At 45.4% G+C, this 17,539-nt stretch carries 19 protein-coding genes and 1 pseudogene; 8 read left to right on the forward strand and 12 right to left on the reverse strand.

Annotation, left to right across the window (positions count from 1 at the left end):
* The 5 genes and pseudogenes from BLR43_RS13590 to BLR43_RS06305 all read left to right on the forward strand — a co-directional run.
* Positions 1-324 (forward strand): annotated as a pseudogene (locus BLR43_RS13590) (IS4-like element ISAba33 family transposase); the annotation flags it as partial.
* Between the two features lie 104 nt (positions 325-428).
* On the forward strand, positions 429-728 hold the full coding sequence (locus BLR43_RS06290) for a Bor family protein (RefSeq protein ID WP_058024719.1): 300 nt from the start codon (positions 429-431) through the stop codon (positions 726-728).
* 12 nt (positions 729-740) lie between these two features.
* Positions 741-1,034, forward strand: coding sequence for a Bor family protein (locus BLR43_RS06295; protein WP_071002625.1), 294 nt, complete (start codon positions 741-743; stop codon positions 1,032-1,034).
* 331 nt (positions 1,035-1,365) lie between these two features.
* Complete coding sequence (locus BLR43_RS06300) at positions 1,366-2,382, forward strand: DnaJ C-terminal domain-containing protein (RefSeq protein ID WP_093069655.1); 1,017 nt, start codon at positions 1,366-1,368, stop codon at positions 2,380-2,382.
* Between the two features lie 93 nt (positions 2,383-2,475).
* Positions 2,476-2,799 carry a chaperone modulator CbpM gene (locus BLR43_RS06305; RefSeq protein WP_071002623.1) on the forward strand — a complete coding sequence of 108 codons (324 nt, stop codon included), beginning with the start codon at positions 2,476-2,478 and terminating at the stop codon, positions 2,797-2,799.
* Between the two features lie 77 nt (positions 2,800-2,876).
* Here BLR43_RS06305 and sstT read toward each other — a convergent pair whose 3' ends face one another.
* The 4 genes from sstT to BLR43_RS06325 form a co-directional block, all read right to left on the reverse strand.
* Positions 2,877-4,079 carry a serine/threonine transporter SstT gene (gene sstT, locus BLR43_RS06310; protein WP_093069657.1) on the reverse strand — a complete coding sequence of 401 codons (1,203 nt, stop codon included), beginning with the start codon at positions 4,077-4,079 and terminating at the stop codon, positions 2,877-2,879.
* Positions 4,080-4,323: 244 nt separating this feature from the next.
* Positions 4,324-4,791, reverse strand: coding sequence for a DNA polymerase III subunit chi (locus BLR43_RS06315; protein ID WP_093069659.1), 468 nt, complete (start codon positions 4,789-4,791; stop codon positions 4,324-4,326).
* Positions 4,792-4,866: 75 nt separating this feature from the next.
* Positions 4,867-6,525, reverse strand: a complete 1,659-nt coding sequence (locus tag BLR43_RS06320) for a leucyl aminopeptidase (RefSeq protein ID WP_093069662.1) — start codon at positions 6,523-6,525, stop codon at positions 4,867-4,869.
* Positions 6,526-6,705: 180 nt separating this feature from the next.
* Positions 6,706-7,323, reverse strand: coding sequence for a cysteine hydrolase family protein (locus BLR43_RS06325; protein ID WP_093069664.1), 618 nt, complete (start codon positions 7,321-7,323; stop codon positions 6,706-6,708).
* A 488-nt stretch (positions 7,324-7,811) separates the two neighbouring features.
* Between BLR43_RS06325 and BLR43_RS06330 the strand changes: the two genes are divergently transcribed.
* Entirely contained in the window at positions 7,812-9,101 is a 1,290-nt protein-coding gene (locus BLR43_RS06330; protein WP_093069847.1) for an LPS export ABC transporter permease LptF, read from the forward strand.
* A complete protein-coding gene (gene lptG, locus BLR43_RS06335) occupies positions 9,101-10,309 on the forward strand; it encodes an LPS export ABC transporter permease LptG (RefSeq protein ID WP_093069667.1) in 1,209 nt (402 codons plus the stop codon). Before BLR43_RS06330 ends, lptG begins: the two co-directional genes overlap by 1 nt.
* A 90-nt stretch (positions 10,310-10,399) precedes the next feature.
* Here lptG and BLR43_RS06340 read toward each other — a convergent pair whose 3' ends face one another.
* The gene (locus tag BLR43_RS06340) at positions 10,400-11,020 is read right to left on the reverse strand and encodes a class I SAM-dependent methyltransferase (RefSeq protein ID WP_093069669.1); all 621 of its coding nucleotides are present in this window, start codon (positions 11,018-11,020) and stop codon (positions 10,400-10,402) included.
* A 230-nt stretch (positions 11,021-11,250) separates the two neighbouring features.
* Between BLR43_RS06340 and BLR43_RS06345 the strand changes: the two genes are divergently transcribed.
* Complete coding sequence (locus BLR43_RS06345; RefSeq protein ID WP_093069671.1) at positions 11,251-11,697, forward strand: PH domain-containing protein; 447 nt, start codon at positions 11,251-11,253, stop codon at positions 11,695-11,697.
* A gap of 1 nt (position 11,698) precedes the next feature.
* Here the strand turns inward: BLR43_RS06345 and BLR43_RS06350 are convergent, their stop codons facing one another.
* From BLR43_RS06350 to recN, 7 genes are all read right to left on the reverse strand, one after another.
* Complete coding sequence (locus tag BLR43_RS06350; protein WP_093069674.1) at positions 11,699-12,037, reverse strand: DUF3817 domain-containing protein; 339 nt, start codon at positions 12,035-12,037, stop codon at positions 11,699-11,701.
* 47 nt (positions 12,038-12,084) lie between these two features.
* Entirely contained in the window at positions 12,085-13,023 is a 939-nt protein-coding gene (xerD, locus tag BLR43_RS06355; RefSeq protein WP_093069677.1) for a site-specific tyrosine recombinase XerD, read from the reverse strand.
* Positions 13,024-13,052: 29 nt separating this feature from the next.
* Positions 13,053-13,379 carry a sulfurtransferase TusA gene (tusA, locus tag BLR43_RS06360; RefSeq protein ID WP_093069679.1) on the reverse strand — a complete coding sequence of 109 codons (327 nt, stop codon included), beginning with the start codon at positions 13,377-13,379 and terminating at the stop codon, positions 13,053-13,055.
* Between the two features lie 57 nt (positions 13,380-13,436).
* Positions 13,437-13,940, reverse strand: a complete 504-nt coding sequence (locus BLR43_RS06365) for a hypothetical protein (RefSeq protein ID WP_093069682.1) — start codon at positions 13,938-13,940, stop codon at positions 13,437-13,439.
* Positions 13,941-14,026: 86 nt separating this feature from the next.
* On the reverse strand, positions 14,027-14,608 hold the full coding sequence (ruvX, locus tag BLR43_RS06370) for a Holliday junction resolvase RuvX (protein WP_379542904.1): 582 nt from the start codon (positions 14,606-14,608) through the stop codon (positions 14,027-14,029).
* Between the two features lie 45 nt (positions 14,609-14,653).
* Complete coding sequence (locus tag BLR43_RS06375) at positions 14,654-15,217, reverse strand: YqgE/AlgH family protein (protein WP_093069684.1); 564 nt, start codon at positions 15,215-15,217, stop codon at positions 14,654-14,656.
* A 157-nt stretch (positions 15,218-15,374) separates the two neighbouring features.
* Entirely contained in the window at positions 15,375-17,054 is a 1,680-nt protein-coding gene (gene recN / locus BLR43_RS06380; RefSeq protein ID WP_093069687.1) for a DNA repair protein RecN, read from the reverse strand.
* Positions 17,055-17,539: the final 485 nt, after the last annotated feature.

Consider the following 17,539-nt stretch of genomic DNA (forward strand, 5'->3'; position numbering starts at 1 on the left):
GAGACTTTATTTGCTTGTCTAAAGGGCCGTGGCTTTAATCTTGAAGATACCCACTTAACCCATCTTGATCGGGTCAGTAAATTAGTCGCAGTGAACGCCTTAGCATTTTGTTGGGCTTATCATGTCGGTATTTATAAAGACAAAGATAAGCCGTTAAAGCGCAAGTTAAAGTCAAACGCTCGACCTCAAGCCAGTTTGTTTGCGCTTGGCCTGGATGTGTTGATTGAGGGCCTTCACTTGGTGTTCTTTAACAATGATAAGACTGTATTTCGACAGTTAGTTAGCTTTTTAACCCCTAAACCTATGAAAATCGGGTGGGGATGATTTTTTTGTCGTGTGCAGAGAAGTTTTATTACAAAACAGTTGCATAAAAGAGACTTTAAGCTTAGACTTTTCGACCCAACAAATATTAACTAATGGAGTCACGTATGAAAAAAGTTGTTGCTGTGGCATTGCTCGCTGTTTTGACATCAGGTTGTGCGACGCAAAACTATCTTGTGTCTTCATCGACTGCACCGACAGCCGCTACAAAGGCTGATGCTGATAAAATGCAGACTTTCTTTGTCAGCGGTTTGGGTCAAGAACAAGACATTGATGCGGCCGAAGTTTGCCAAGGCAAAGAGAATGTGGCTAGTATCCAAACGCAAAGCAACTTTATCAATATTGCGCTAGGTTTTATATCTTCAGGTATCTACACCCCACGCCAAGTCCGTGTTTACTGCAAGTAAGGAATAATGAATATGAAAAAACTACTAACAATGGCAGTGATGGGTTCAGTATTATTGGTATCAGGTTGTGCAACCCAAACAGGTCTTATTCAACCAACTCAAAATACCACTCCAGAATATACTAAGTCACAGACCTTCTTTATTGGCGGTATTGGGCAAGAACAGACTGTAAACGCTGCTGAAGTATGCGGCGGCGCACAAAATGTTGCCAAAGTTCAAACAGTACAAGAAGCCAAGGACATCGCACTAGGTTTGGTCACTTTTGGTATTTATACCCCTCGTACGGCTAAAGTTTTCTGTCGATAAGAGACGCTATCAATACCTCACATCATTTATTTTGACCATTAATTGATCGATGTTGAGCGCTGTATCTTAGAGCCGTTAAAAAAAGAGCAAACAGTCACTGTTTGCTCTTTTTTTTATGGTGAGTATTGGTCATCAGTGATGACAGAGATGCTGCAATGAATGGGTAAGATAACTGGTAATATTTTTATAACGGTGTTTATTTTGATTATTGCTATCATAAAGTATGGACTATAAAAAATGACTATACCGAACACTAATATTGATCGATATGATCCATTCTACAGTTGGCATTTCGGTATGACTGATATGTTTTTATGTTGAGGAAAATAACATGGCAGAAAAAAATTACTATGACATTTTAGGGGTCAAAAAAGACGCCACAGACGCCGAGATCAAAAAAAAATACCGTAAGCTTGTGCGTCAATTTCACCCTGATGTCAGCGATGATCCAGACGCGGATAGTAAGATTGCTGAGATTAATAACGCTTATGAAACCATTAGAGATAAAGACAAGCGTGCCGAATACGATGCGATGTTGGACAACCCGTTCGCTGGACAAGGTGGTGCAGGCGGTTTTGGTGGTTTTGGCGGTCAGGCAGGAACGTCGCAAGGCGGTTTTCGCTGGGAGGATATCAAAGGCCAGTTCGGCGATGGCGAAGCATTTGGCGATGGCGGCTTTCGTTTCGATGATATTTTTTCAGCGTTTGGTCGCGGGGCGCGTGGTTCAGCCAGTGGTCGCTCTCAAAGCCAAGGGTTTGACCCTTTCGGTGGCGGTTTTGGGACGCAAGATAGTAAAGGTCAGGACCAGCATGCCGAGATTACGGTCGATCTGTCTTCGGTCTATCAAGGGGACGATTACAGCATCAAGTTAAACGTTCCTGTGCGTCAGCCTAATGGCGAGGTGAGCTACGACAACAAAACGCTCAAAATTAAAATTCCAAAAGGCATTACCGATGGCAAGCAAATTCGCTTGAGCGGGCAAGGTGCTGCTGGCAGTAGTAATGGCAAAAATGGTGATTTGTTCTTAAAAGTAAAAATCCGCCATGATGACAATATCCGTATCGAAGGTGCAGACGTTTACCAGACTGTCAATATCGCACCATGGGAAGCCGCATTGGGTGAAAAAATTAATGTCAGCACGCCAGCTGGCACACTTGGTGTGACCATACCCAAAAACAGTAAATCAGGTAGCAATCTGCGTCTAAAGGGCAAAGGTATCCCTGCCAAGCAAGCGGGCGATTTATACTTGACCTTAAATATCATTAACCCTGATGTCAGTAGCGATGCGGCAAGACAGGCTTATGAGCAGCTCAAGCAAGCCTTTGCCGGCACCACTATCAACCGTTAATCCATGCGCTTGATGGTCGACATTCATCATTATAGTTAGCCATAGAGATGAATGCACCAAGGATGAAATAAAGAGAAAACGAGGATAATAGCTATGAAACACTCGCCTGAATTTACCGATATCATTATGAGCTTAGATGAGCTTGTCTCTGCTTGTGGCCAAGAGCGCCAATGGGTCATCGAATTGATTGAAGAAAGTATTATTGAATACGATGTACCAGAACGTGAGCAATTCACTGGCTATCAGCTGACAACCGTGCGCCGTGCCTCACGACTCAGCCGTGATTTTGATGCCAGCGTGCCTGCCATTGGGTTGATACTTGAACTGTTAGATGAGGTTGAGCAGCTGCGTCAATTCAAACGACAGTCTGAGCGCCAAACGCCTATCATAGAGGTTGAGATCGACAGTATAAAGTAGTTAAGACCTAAAAACACCGCATAAAAAAAGGCCTTTATTAGGCCTTTTTTTATCGACAGAAAATGCTTTGCTAAAAATTAACGTGAATAAGTAGGATCAGCTGCTGCGGTAAATAATACATCAGTTGACGAGTTCAGAGCCGTCTCTGCCGAGTCTTGAATCACACCGATGATAAACCCAATGGCAACCACTTGCATGGCGATGTCGTTCGGTATGCTAAATAAGCTCGCTGCCAAAGGAATCAGCAGCAACGAACCACCAGCAACACCAGAAGCACCGCAAGCACTAATCGTCGCCACCAAACTCAATAGAAGCGCTGAAGCAAAAGACACCTCAATGCCCAAGGTGTGAGCGGCAGCAAGGGTTAACACGTTGATGGTAATCGCCGCACCCGCCATGTTGATAGTTGCTCCTAGCGGGATGGTCACTGAGTAAGTATCTTCGTGCAATCCAAGCTTACGCGCTAGGTTCATATTCACAGGAATATTGGCAGCCGAACTGCGCGTAAAGAAGGCTGTAATTCCTGATTCGCGTAGACATCTGAACACAAGTGGATAAGGGTTTTTGCCCGTCTTAACAAACACGATAATAGGGTTTGCGACCAAAGCGATAAACAGCATACAGCTGATAAGTACCATCAAAATACGGGCATAGCCTGCTAGCGAGGCAAAGCCTGTTTCAGCGACCGTACTGGCAACCAGACCCAAAATACCAAAAGGCGCTAGGGCAATAATCCACTTGACCACTTGCGAGATGGCATCAGCAAAGTCACCAACGACATTGCGGGCCGTGTCGCTGGCTTGGCGTAGCGCAAAACCAATGATGATGGCCCATGCCAAGATACCGATATAATTGGCTTCTGCAATGGCATTGACCGGATTGGCAACCAAATTCATCAATAGGTTGGTCAATACTTCTTTTAGGTCAGCGGGGGGAACTTGCGCGATATCGGCGTTGACCAATACCAGATCAGTGGGGAACAAAAAGCTGGCACCAACGGCAGTTAAGGCAGCCAAAAAAGTGCCAAACATATACATGATGAGCACAGGCTTGACATAGACTTCATTGCCACTGCGATGTTGGCTAATCGCCGCCATGACCAAAATGAACACCAGTATAGGCGCTACGGCTTTGAGCGCGCCGACAAATAGCGTACCAAGTAGCCCTATGGCGATACCGATACTTGGTGCTAGCCAACCGATCAGCACCCCCAACACCAAACTAATAATAATGAGCGGCACCAGCCCAATACGCTGATACATCGCAATCAATGAACGCATTTGTACATCCTCGACATCTGTCAAAAGTAAATGAATTGTTTGAGCAAAAATTTATCGAGGGATGGTAGCATTTTTTGGCATATTCGCATACCACTCATAGCAGTGGAGGCGACGTATAAAGTAACAGGTAAAATATAACGAGTGTGCTCAAATGTGGAGCAAGTATAGACGAAGGCAAATGAGCAAAAATGCTTAGGGCGTGTTAAAAGTAGTGATAAGGTAAAGAGAGAAATAAACGGCAGCGCTATACCCTAAAGTGGGTCAACTCATAGCCTAATTGCTGATAGGCTTTATATTTGTGGCGACCTTCTTGGGTACTGGTAGCATCAGGTCGGATCAGCTCAAGGACGCGAGAGGGCTTGGCGTTATTGGTCGCTGCCATAAAATCATTGATAGGGCGCGTTGTTGTGTTGAGCACGATACCATTAAAGTCTGCTGGCATATAACTGCCGAGCAATACGGGCGCTAAAGATTTGTCGGCGTCAGAGTCAGCGGCTTTAGAATGAATATCCGACAGGCATTGATGCGGTATAAAGCTCGTGGCCTCTTGTGCCCAAAGTGCTCTATCTAGCTCTGCTAGCAACGTTTCATCTTCGATCAAAATCAATAAAGACTGCGTGCTTTTGTTCAGTGCTGTCTGAGTCAGCTGACAAATAAAGCCCAAGAAATCTTGGGCTTTACTCTCACTTAATACATAAAAACTGATCTTCATAGAATGGTTTTCATAAAGTATTTGATAAAATAGCATTTATCAATAGACGGTCGTTAATGCACTGCCATTGATCGATTAAGCCATATCCGCGCTGTTTTTCAGGTACTGCATAAATAGCGGTACTGGACGGCCAGTCGCGGCTTTGTCTTTGCCTGAGTTCCATGCGGTACCAGCAATGTCTAAATGCGCCCATGCCTGACCTTCTTCAATGAAGCGAGACAAGAAGCAAGCGGCAGTCACTGCGCCCGCACCTTTACCACCGATGTTTTGGATATCAGCAATTGGCGAGTCAATCAGTGCTTGATACTCATCATCAAGTGGCATGTGCCAGATAAGATCACCTGATAAGTTGCTCGCATTCTCGAGATCAAACAATACATCTTCATCGTTACTAAAGACTGCCGAACGCACATGGCCCAATGCAACCACACAAGCACCCGTCAATGTGGCGACATCGATGATGGCTTTTGGATTATAGCGCTGTACATAGCATAAAGTATCAGCCAGTACCAAGCGACCTTCGGCATCGGTGTTCAGAATTTCAACAGATTTACCATTCATGGCTTTGACAATATCGCCTGGGCGCGTGGCATCCCCTGATGGCATGTTTTCAGCACAGGCGAGCGCACCGACCACGTTGATTGGTAGACGTGCTTCACATAAAGCTTTGATAGTACCAAGTACTGAGGCTGAACCACCCATGTCAAACTTCATCTCATCCATTGCCGCGCCTGGCTTGATTGAGATACCGCCTGAATCAAAGGTCACGCCTTTACCGACCAAGACGATAGGCGCATCATCATTTGTAGCTTGTGCATTATTGTCGCTAGCTTTGCCGGCTTTCTTAGCGGATTTTTTGGTTGGTAGTTTATCAGTGAGCGCTTTTTTTAGACCAGTCACTTTCGCGTTGCTAATCGTTTGCTCGGTGGTGCCAGCGTTTGCACTAAATGAGGATTTACCGCGGTACTCCATGATGACAAGCTGACCTTCTTTGGTAGAGCCTTGAGCCACTGATAAGAAACAGTTCATACCCAGCGCTGACATCTCGTCTTCACCGAGTACCTTGACAGTCAATAGGTCAGGATAGGTTTTTGCAAGTTCTTGTGCTTGCTCTGCCATATATGCAGGGAAGCAAATATTACCTGGCTCATTGGCAACGTCACGAGTGAGGCTTTGACCGGCGAATACTGCCTCAGCAAATGCGAGTGCAGGCTTTAGTGAGTTATCAGCTAACAGATAAATATCAGTCAATACAGGCGTTGTTTGCTCAGATTTATATTTGTCAAAGCGATAGCTGGCTGCCAATAGGTTTAGGGCAAATTGACCAAAATGGCTTTCTTCTAGCGCATCACCTAAGGCAACGGTAATAGACGATACACGCTTTTGCGTGCTGCTATAGATGGTCTTGGCAATTTTTTGCAGTACGGTATTGCTGAATTTGTCCGTGTTACCGACACCAACCAACAATAGCTGTACAGGGTTTTGTTTGGTGGTTTTTTTATCCCCTGCCAATGCATAATCAGCAACGGTCTCACAGGCTGTGCCCTTAAAATGAGAGACTTCAATCAATTGCTCAATACGAGCGGTATAATCTGTCAGCATGGAGTTGGCAAGGATGTTTTTCTTATCATCGACCAAGACCACCAGACAAGCGTCGTCTTTACTTTTGGCTTCTTTTTTGAGGATTTTTTGCGTATGCGTCTTTGGCAGGTGCTGAGATAATTTGATATTCATATAGTTATCCTTATTAGAGTTATGAAAATGATGCAATTGCTGGTGCCTGTTAGATTATTGGATTATTTGGCTTGTAGAGCAATCACGATAGTGTAGCATATTGCGATGATGGTGCGCAGTTTGCACCGTTTAGGTAAAATGTCGGAACCGTTTTACTTGATCAGTGGTTAGGGATTCACGCTAACCTTTCACCAACTCATCAGTCGTTACTAACGCACTAAACCTGTCTTGTAGCGCTGCCATCGCGGTGTCATGCATGACCTCAGCACTGATGGTTTTTCTAGTAGCACTTGGGAGATCGCGAGTGGCACAGGCGTCGTGACAGACAAAATTGTCAAAACCCAGATCAAAGGCAGCTCTCACACTGGAACTTACGCACATGTGGCTCATGAAACCTGCAAAAATAATTTGTTGTTTGTTTGCAGACGAGAGTAGTGATTGTAGCTGCGTATCATAAAACGCATTGGGATGGTTTTTGGCAATCACGGTTTCGCCATCTTGCGGCTGTAGCTCTTCGACGATCTCGACGTTAGATGATAAAGGATCAAAGACATTACCATTTTCTGCACCATGATGGGTGATGTGAAAGATAGGGACATCTTGCTTGCGGGCTTTATCCAGCAATAGTCGTGCGTTGTCGATGGCCTTAGCGCCTGCTTGACCTAATGGCATGGCACCATCGACGTATTCGTTTTGATAATCGATAAGTACGAGGGCGCAATTTGACCAATCAAGTGTATCGAACTGACCACCAGCGAGTTCAAGTAGGGTTGCGGGCGTAGATGTGGTATTAGTCATTGGTATTCTCCATTACATTAGATGACATAAAAATATTTTTATCCGTCAGTCAGTTTAGCAATTAATAACAGAGATAGAGATTCGATGATACGAATGACAAACAAACCTTTCCAAACTAAATAAATAAAAAACGTATTGGAGAAAACCCTGTTAAACCAATTCCATATAAGATTTCATTAACGATTTATCCAATATTTGATATGTTTATCGTCTACCGATAGTAATGTGCTATCAGTAAAGTGTACGTAATGTTTGCAAACACATTTCACAGCCATTTTTAGGCAAAACATGCTAGGATTAGCGGTTATATTTGTCGCTTGTGTTTGTTGAGTAGGACTAATCAGTCACTCAGTAATTGTCAGTATTATTTGAACGTATACGATGCCTATGATGCATTGTTATTGTGCTCAAATATGACGATAGATCCCCCAATCCATCATGCGCATACCAACTGTTTAAGAGTACCCATTGTGATATTACGCCGCTATATGACTCGACAAGTTGCCTCGACCACTGCTTTGGTGCTGGGGTTTTTGGTAGTAATGATGCTTGGCGGTCGTTTGATACGTTATTTTGGCATTGCTGCTGAAGGCCGTTTGGATATTGGCCTGCTGTTTACGATCATCGGGTACAACCTGCCGTATTTTCTAGAATTGATATTACCGCTGGCCTTTTTTATCGCGTTGATGCTGGTGTTTGGTCGTTTATATGTCGATCAAGAAATGGCTGTCATCAATGCCAGTGGGGTGTCTCGCGGTAGGCTGGCTCGCCTGATGACACCATTGATATTAGCGTTGTTTGTTGGTGAGGCGGCGCTATCTATCGTAGGCAAACCATGGGGCGTACGCTCATCTGAGGCGGTATGGCAGCAGCAAGCATTGACCAGTGCGTTCGATCTGATTAGCCCAAATGAGTTTATAAGCAGCGATAACTACCATCTATACGTGGGTAGTCTCAGCGATGATAAGAAAAAACTACAAGATGTGATATTGATCCAATCTGAACCGACGCCAAAGGGTAATGCTGGCAAAAGCGCTGATATGAATAATACGATTGATCAAGAAACCGCTGATCAAATGGGCATCTCTGATATGCCAAAAGATATTATAAATAGAGATGCAAAAAACATCAGTAAAGATACCATCACGCTCGCCAAGCGTGCTGAACAGGTCAATACTGGCAATAGTGGTGTGACCCAGTTGGATCTATTTCAAGGTCGTCGCTATGAGGTGGGTGCAGGCAGCTTGAAATACAATCAAGTCGCCTTTGACCGTTATCGCATCACGCTTACTGAATCCTCGCAAGAGGTCATTACTGAAGACAATATTGAAACCCAAGCAATTGGACCTCTATGGCAAGCGGCAACGGGTGATGCACAAACCAGTACAAATAACGCGCTGCGTGCTGCTCAAGGTGAGCTTGGCTACCGTCTGGCACTGCCGTGGCTGATGATTATCGCACCGATGCTGGCTGTACCGCTTGCGCAAGTGCGTCCACGTCAAGGGCGTTGGCTGCGTCTATTTCCTTCTATCTTATTATTTGTCAGCTGTGCGCTAGGCATCATCTCGCTTAAGAACGCAGTGAGCAAAGGCAGTATTAGCGTATGGGCATATGCATGGCTGGTATTAGGCTTTATGGCACTAGCGCTTTATTTGAATTGGGGCAGCCGTGTGCAACATCGATTGCGCTTTCGTAAACAAGAAAATAGATTAGCCGTCGCCGCGCCTATCAGCAGTCTGGACAATCAACACAATAGCTCACAAGGAGGGCAGTCTTAATGCGCTCTTTATTTGCTAAGTCTGCAGGGGCTGGTCAGCTGGCCAAAAAACCTGCCAATTTAAAAGTCCTCAGCCGTTATGTCAAACTCAACGCCTTACTTGCTATTATCGCGGCCGTCGTTGGTTTATGGGCGTTACAGCTGGTATTCTCTTATCTATCAGAGCTCGATTCGTTAGATGACCGTTATACGATGGGGCAGGCACTTAAATATATCTTTTATCGATCACCCTATTTCTTAGAGCAATTCATCCCAACGGGTGCGCTACTCGGTGCCGTCATAGGATTGGGCTTACTTGCTAATAAAAGTGAGCTGGTCGTCATGCGTGCGGCTGGGGTCAGCATCTATCGTATCGTCGGCTGGGTGTTACAACCTGCCTTCATTTTTGTGCTACTGGCATTGGCGATTAATCAGTTCGTGCTACCGCATTCCAATCAATTGGCAAAGCAAATAAACGATGAGGACAACACATCGCTAGTCACTTCGGTGCGCGGCTATTGGACGGTGCAGCCACGCTTTGAAAATGCACAAGATGGCAGCGCCACACCTGATGGCAGTGATATTTTATATATCGATTATGCCGATGTTCAGGGTAATATCGGCGAGGTAAAACGTTGGCATTTAGATAACAACGGTAATCTGCAAACCGCTGTACATGCTAATGGCGGAAAATATACGGGGCGTGAGCCTATCGATGTGACCAGTGACAAGCCAAGCGAGCAGTATCGCTACGAATGGCAGCTGAACGATATGGTCGAGCTTAGCATTAATCAGGGCTTTGAGAGTAGCCAAGCCGTTTCACCATCAGATACGCTCAGCTTACCATTCGCTCCAGAGTCTGTGTATCTACTGACGCGCAAGGCAGAGGATTTGTCTCTGACGCAACTATACGAGCATCGTCAGTTTATGCGAGGGCAGGGCAAGCGCTCCTTGGATCATGAAGTGGCGTTTTGGCAAAAGCTATTATCACCTTTATCAATATTGTCACTGGTCATTGTTGCTTGCTCATTCGTCTTTGGCTCGCTACGGACGCACAGTTTGGGCTTGCGCATCGTGGTGGCTTTGCTGTTTGGCTTGCTCTTTAGCTATATTCAGGATTTGGTCGGATTTATATCGCTTGCTACAGGATTTTCGCCCATGCTGATGGTGTTGTTACCGATAATAGGCAGTGCGCTATTGGGTGGTTATTTGATAAAACGCCAGATGTAGAAAGACAGTTGGTCATACAAGACAAAAAGCACGCTAGATCTATTTTAGCGTGCTTTTTTATGACGATCTTTTATGGTTGGATGCTGAAGACTAAACTTTGGTCGCCATAGTAATCGTATAGGTTTTGCCTTGTTTGATCTTTTCGCTATTGCCGAACACTTCGGTAAACGAGCGCTTCATAAACTGGCGCAAGCCATTGATGGTCACGACATAAAAACGGCCACCTTGACGCATGCGTGCATAGGCATCAAGGAAGTACAGATAGTGTTGCTCTTTGCCAACTTTGGCGGGCAAGTTCGACATCACAAGGCTAAAGTCTTTGTCCGCTGCCACATGATTAAAGCCATTTGATAAATGCACATCGACGTTTTTTAGACCATTTTTTTCGCAGTTACGGCGAGCATATTCTACTGCCATAAAGTCTTTATCAATCAAGGTATGCTGACCATTTGGACATTCACGCGCGGCTGTCATACCAAGTACGCCATAGCCACAGCCCAAATCGATTGAATCATCATCGTTTTGGAAATCCACATAATCAAGCAGCATCAGGCTACCGTCATCGAGCTTTTGCGGTGAAAAAATACCCCACGTGGTTGCAAAATCAAACGGCTTACCCAGCACGTCTTGGCGAAAGTTAATGTCTTCGCGCCAATGTTGGGCATTTTTTAGCAGGTCAGCAGGTGGCTTATGATTTAGTGGGTGGCTCATAGGATTCTCGGATAATAGATAGGTAAAAGGGGGTGCGTTGTCTAATTAGACAGTGCGCATCGTATGACGAGTATTGTAGCGAGAAAAGGGCAGGTTTGCAGCATCGTATTACGGGAATCATTATGGTTGCCAAATTTAGCATGTAGAAAATACATAGAAAAAAAGATATTGGCAAGATTAGGTGAGAGGCTTACACTCAACTTTAACCTGATAGCTCTGAAGTAGTATGTATGGCAGACATTATATTTGTATCTAAAGTCGACTTCTGGATCGCGTTGATTTTATGGGTCGGTAGTTTATCACTTATCCTCATTCCATTATGGGAATGGCGCTGGGGCAAAAGTAATTCACGTATGCGAAACATACTGCTAATGATTATCCTACTGCCTTTTGCAGCACTGATGCTTATGCCTTTTTTTGGTACTAAATACACCCTAACCGATAGCCAGCTATATGTGGATAGTGGTCTGTCTACTCAAACCATTGAACTGGCAGATATCACATATATTACGCCAACTCGAAGCATGACGTCTGCACCAGCACTATCATTGGATAGACTTAAAATAGAATATCGAAACAAAGAAATATTGATATCGCCAAAAGACAAGCCGCGCTTTTATCAAGAGATACAAGCACGTAATCCCAAAATAGTGATAGAGAAAAAATATAATTTCTAGACTACTTACTCAACCGTTTCTTTAACACATGATCAAACACAAATGGACCAAAGGGCAAAAATGAACCAAGCACACCAGCAGGGAGCGCCCACAGCGGCATTTTGATTTTATGTGCCGTGATAAAGAGCACCACAATATAGGCGATGAACAACACTCCATGCACAGGCCCGACGTAGCCCACCATTTCAGGCATATTCAGCATATATTTGAGTGGCATGGCGATACCTAGCAGCAGCAAAAAAGACGTGCCTTCCAAATAACCCATAATGGTCAATTTTTTTAACGCAAATGCTTGCGCTTTGGTGAGAGTGGGCTTGGATGATGGCTGAGCTTGCGGCACAGTATGGTCCTTTGCTGATGAGTCAATATATAAATTAAGCGCTCGCGCTAACCACGTGGATGGTGCGCGGTATGTAGCTGCTGCAATCTTGCTGTCGCCACATGGGTATAGATTTGCGTCGTGGACAAGTCACTGTGTCCAAGCAATAGCTGTACGCTGCGCAAGTCGGCGCCATGATTGAGCAAATGAGTGGCAAAGGCATGGCGCAGCGTATGCGGTGAGAGTTCTTTGTCGATACTGGCTACTTTGGCGTAACGCTTGATAAGATACCAAAAGTTTTGCCGCGTCATATAGCCGCCTTGCGCGGTCAGAAATACCGCTTGGCAGTTACCAGATTTTAGATGGGCAATCAGATCGCTGCGCCCATGAGACAGATAATCTTCCAGTGCGTCCGCTGCGTATTCACCGAGTGGCACCAGTCGGGTTTTATTGCCTTTACCTGTGATTTGTAGCCAGCCTGCGTTTAGGTTCACTTGCTCAAGTGACAGATTAATCAGCTCACTGACGCGCAAACCGCAGGCATAGAGCACTTCTAGCATCGCTTTGTCACGCAGTCCAAGCGCCGTACTGGTATCAGGTGCGGCAAGGAGATTATCGACATCAGCCTCGGCCAAATCCTTTGGCAACGGACGTCCAAGCTTTGGGCTTTTGATACGCTCGCAGGGATTGTCTTCGCGCAGATTGCTCGCTATCATCCATAAATAGAACTGACGCAGACTTGAGAGCATACGCGCTTGGGTGCGTGGGGTTTTACCATCTTGGGCAAGCAGTGAAAGGCAGTGCAGCACATCATCAGGCTGCCAGCGGGTCAGGGCGAGTGGGTTGGTCAACTCACAAGAACGCAAGTCGCGCACATAAGCATTACGGGTACGCGTCGCCAAACCACGTGCTAGCATGGCTTGACGAAACTCCGTCATATAAGACGGCTCATCATCGACTGCCAGCGCTTTGGGTTGCCTTTGCTGTACGGCGCGGTCACGACTCATAGGATGCTCGGATATAGGTCAGATATAAGTTAACCACTTTTTTTCTTCACCACATAGCGATAGAGCGTGGCGCTTGCTGGCGTGGTGTCATCGCCATCAACAGTGATTTCATCAGGGTCAGTATCTAGGCTGATATTTTCTGCCAATGTTTCTTGAGTCATCAGCTCATGACCCAGATGACGACAGAAATTTGGAATGTCGCGGGTGGTAGCAGGGTCAGTGGCCAGTATCTCAATCACCTCACCGCTATCTGCTTTTCGGATGACTCGGTGCAGCATCATCACAGGCTCAGGACAGATCAGCCCCTGCGTGTCTAGGTGATGGTCGATGGTCGTATCTGGTATAGAAGTAGTCATAGTCATTATCGTAAAACTAAGTAGGTAGGTTAAAGAATGGATCGTTTGTTTAATCGCTTACTGAGGTGTACTGTCTAGATCGTCTACGGCTGCTGCCTCTTTGTCAGTGTTTGCCACGTCTAAGAAGTTAAAAAAGCGCTTAAAACTGACTTTGAATAAAAATGCCACACCCACCCAGCAGGATAATCCCAGCCATGCTGTATCAGCAAATAATAAGCCGCCAAGCAAAATGATGGACGATACGCCAATACTCATGGCAATCATCGAGGGTTGGTTTAAGCGATAACGATAAACCACAAAAGCATCATAAAGCGTAATGGGGATGGTCAACGCAACCAATGCGTAGGGCAGATTGTAAAACAGTTGATAAAGCAGCTGACTGTCATGAAAGGCCTTGATACTAGCGATGGTACCAAAGACCACAAAAGCAAAAATGGCCGCATAAATCAGATAAATCGCCAGCTGGTTGGCTCGCTGTGCGCCCTTGATACGAGCGATAGCAAGCGGGGCAAAACCATGTTGCGACTTAGTATGCAAGTCTTGGTCTAGGGCAGTGGTCATAGTAATCAGTCATTTATCTGTGAATAGGTACGATGTAGCAAAATGGTGCGACAGAAATAACAGTGTCTTCTACCTATCTTGCCTAATTAGTCTGCTTTGACCGCGTCGATAGCCAAGCTGCTATTTGGATCGGCAAAATACGTCGACATCAAAATACACGCAGAGATATCATCAATCGGGTCGCGCTCGTTTTGGATCCAGCCGTTGTCCCATGCGATTTCTCTTGCTTCGATAGAGGTTAAACGCTCATCACATAATGATACGGTCACTGGCAGATGCTGCTCCATAATTCTATGAGCCAGACGCCGCGCAAATTTATGTGCGCGTTTTGAGAGCATGGAGCTGCTACCATCCATATTAAGTGGCAGGCCGACCACCACCTGTGCCACGCCCCAGACTTTGATAATACCGATGAGGTTGTCCCAGTCGGGCTGACCATTATTCATCGCCAAGATGTCAAAAGCGCGTGCGGTTTGGGTCAAGCTATTACCGAGTGCCATGCCCATTTTCTTGACACCATAATCTAGCGCCAAAATAAGATGCGGTTTGATCTTTGGTTCAATGGCATCAATCTCAATGTCACTCATATTGCCACTAACCTTGCCATTAGTGTCAATGTCATCATCAATGGTATCTTCATCATTTGCTATAAAAGGGCTATCTACCATATTAAAGGCTATCCTTTTTTATCTGTATTCATAGAGCATGTGCTATTAAGCATGTCCGATGTCACTGCTAAGATAGTCAAAGTTGACGCCGATTTTGTCAGCGGCGATTTGCCAGCGCTCTTCGAACGGCGTATCAAACAATAAAGTCAGATCGGCAGGGCAGACGAGCCAATCACCATTACCCAGTTCTTGGTCTAACTGTTTTTTGCCCCAGCTGGCATGACCCAAGCACAGTTGATAGTGACCGACGCCTTGACCTGCCGCGATACGCTTTAGAATATCTTGGCTGGTGGTGATGCAGACATTCTCTGAAATCGCAAAAGAGGACGCCCATTCAGGCTGACCTGTATGCAGCACAAAGCCGACCTCAGGATACATAGGGCCACCTTCTAAAGCCACATCTTCCATCACTTGCGGATTGGTCACTTCAATATCTAAATCTTCTAGAAGCTTGCCCACTCGTGCTTGCTCTAATGGGCGATTGACCATCAGACCTAGCGCACCATGCTTATCATGGCGGCAGATATAGATGAGCGCCTGCTCAAACCTTGGGTCTGACAGCTCTGGCGCCGCAATTAAGAAGTGGTGAGTCAAATTGGTTTTAGACATAGAAACAAACGCAACCGAATAATAAGGGTGAAAGACCACTATATGGTGATAACCAATAGAAAAGCAAGATTCGCGCCAATTGCTATTGATAGCCACAAAGATTTAACAAGTACTTTTTTGATGAATCGTGCTGGATGATTTAACGACAATTAATGTGTCATTTGACATCAGACAGCAAGCTACGAGCATGATCACGAGTCACATCGGTGATCGTAACGCCACCAGACATACGCGCCAGCTCATCTACCTGCGCGCTGTCTGTCAGTATTATCAGCTCACTTTCGGTCTGTTCTTGATGGTGCTTTTGTACCAAGATATGTTGGTGCGCTTGCGCCGCGACTTGTGCTTGGTGAGTGATCGCGAGCAATTGCTGCGTTTGCCCAAGCGCGCGTAGTAGCTCGCCGACCACCTGCGCCGTACCGCCGCTGATACCGACATCGACTTCATCGAATACGAGCATGGGTTTGGCAGCTTTGTTATCAGCGTTGGTTGCTTGCAAGACTTGCATGACCAGCGCCATTCGTGACAGCTCACCACCTGAGGCGATTTTATGCAGTGGCTGCATGGGCATACCGACATTGGCACTGAACAATAAATCAATATCGTAGCAGCCATGTGCATTGTACTGGCTAGGCTCTGTCTTTTTGGTAAAAACGAACTCGCAGCGCGCATTGGGTAAGGCAAGCGGTTGTAGTTGTTCTATAAGCTGTTTACTAATGGTTGGTGCCGCTTTTGTACGCTCTTGATTTAGCTGTGTGGCCAGTGCTAGATAATCCTGCCAAGCTTGCTCAATTTGCGCGGCCATCGCATCACTGCTCGGCTCGTTTTCTAACTGCTCTAATTGCTTTTGCCAAGCTTTTGCTTCATCAATCAAATCGCTCGCTGGCAAGTTGTACTTACGTGATAAGCGATGACTTAAACTGATGAGATTGTCTAATGCTTGTAAGCGTTCAGGGTCAGGTAGTTGCTGCTCGGCATAATCTGACAGTAGCGCCGTCACCTCGGTGATTTGTTGCTGCGCCAAATGCAGCTGCTCAGAGGCTTGCTCAAAGGTTTGGCTGACACCAACTTGATGATCGCAAAGTTTGATTACTTGCCCGAGCAAGGTCATTACATCTGGCTCATCGGTATCGTTGTCGAGCAGATGCAAGCCATGGCTGGCCTCTTGCATTAAGGCCTCAATATTAGAGAGCTCCTCGTGCTCAGATTCAACTTCTGCATAGTCCACAGCCAATAGAGGGGTGATGTCTGCCAGTTGGCTTTGTAAAAGTTGAATACGGTCTTGACGCTGAGCCTCGCGACTTGCAATATCATCAGCGCGACGCTTTAGCTGCTGATACTGCTGATAGCTACTGGCTGTCTGACGCGTGAGTGGCGTTATTTGTGCCATCTCATCGAGCCAATTCACCACAAACTGCGGCTTGAGTAAGGCTTGCTGAGCATGTTGGCTATGAATATTGACCAGTAATGCGCCCAAGCTTTTTAGCTCAGCCAAACTGGCAGGCGAACCATTCAACCATGCTTTTGAGCGACCAGTATTGCTCAGCTGCCGCCGAATAAGTACTTCAGGCTCGTCTAGCGCCCGATCATTCTTGGCAAACCATTCGGCAATGACGCTGTTGTTGTGTACATCAAACTGAGCATAAATGTCTGCGTTGTCTGCGCCATGTCTGACCATCGCGATGTCTGCGCGTGCACCTACACACAAGGATAGTGCATCCAGCAATAACGACTTGCCAGCCCCTGTTTCACCAGTGATGACATTGAAGCCTTCAGCGACACTCAGCTCATGCTGAGCGATCAACGCAAACTGATGTAAAGTTAATGATACTAGCATCAACGCCTCTCATGACAGACAATGAACTTCATATAAATCTTAAGAAGCCATCTATAAAATAAGATAAATAAAGCAATGAATTTATCTATTTAACGACACTAAATAGATAAATATTGTAGGCAAACAGTATGGTGCTAAATGTGCTCAAATACAAACATTAAGGGAGTGTATAATCGAATTTGTGATTGGAAGATTACCACAAAATTATCAAAAACTGGCAATGAGTAATCGCTGTAATATCAATCATTAAGAGGGTTGATTATAGCAAAATTATGTCTATATACTAAGCGCGATTTCGGACAAAATTCATAAAAATAGACTCAGTATAATGATGTGTTAATGGCATAAAAGCAGATAAATAAGCCCATTTGAGCCCAGCATCAAATAGTATTTTCCTAGTCGCTTTAACAAACTTTATAGAGATAATGTGGTAGCATAATCTCACATAATGATAAACTCTTCTTGTTATATTGATGACATACGGT

This window comes from Psychrobacter pacificensis (assembly GCF_900101915.1).
Classification (GTDB): Bacteria; Pseudomonadota; Gammaproteobacteria; order Pseudomonadales; family Moraxellaceae; genus Psychrobacter; species Psychrobacter pacificensis.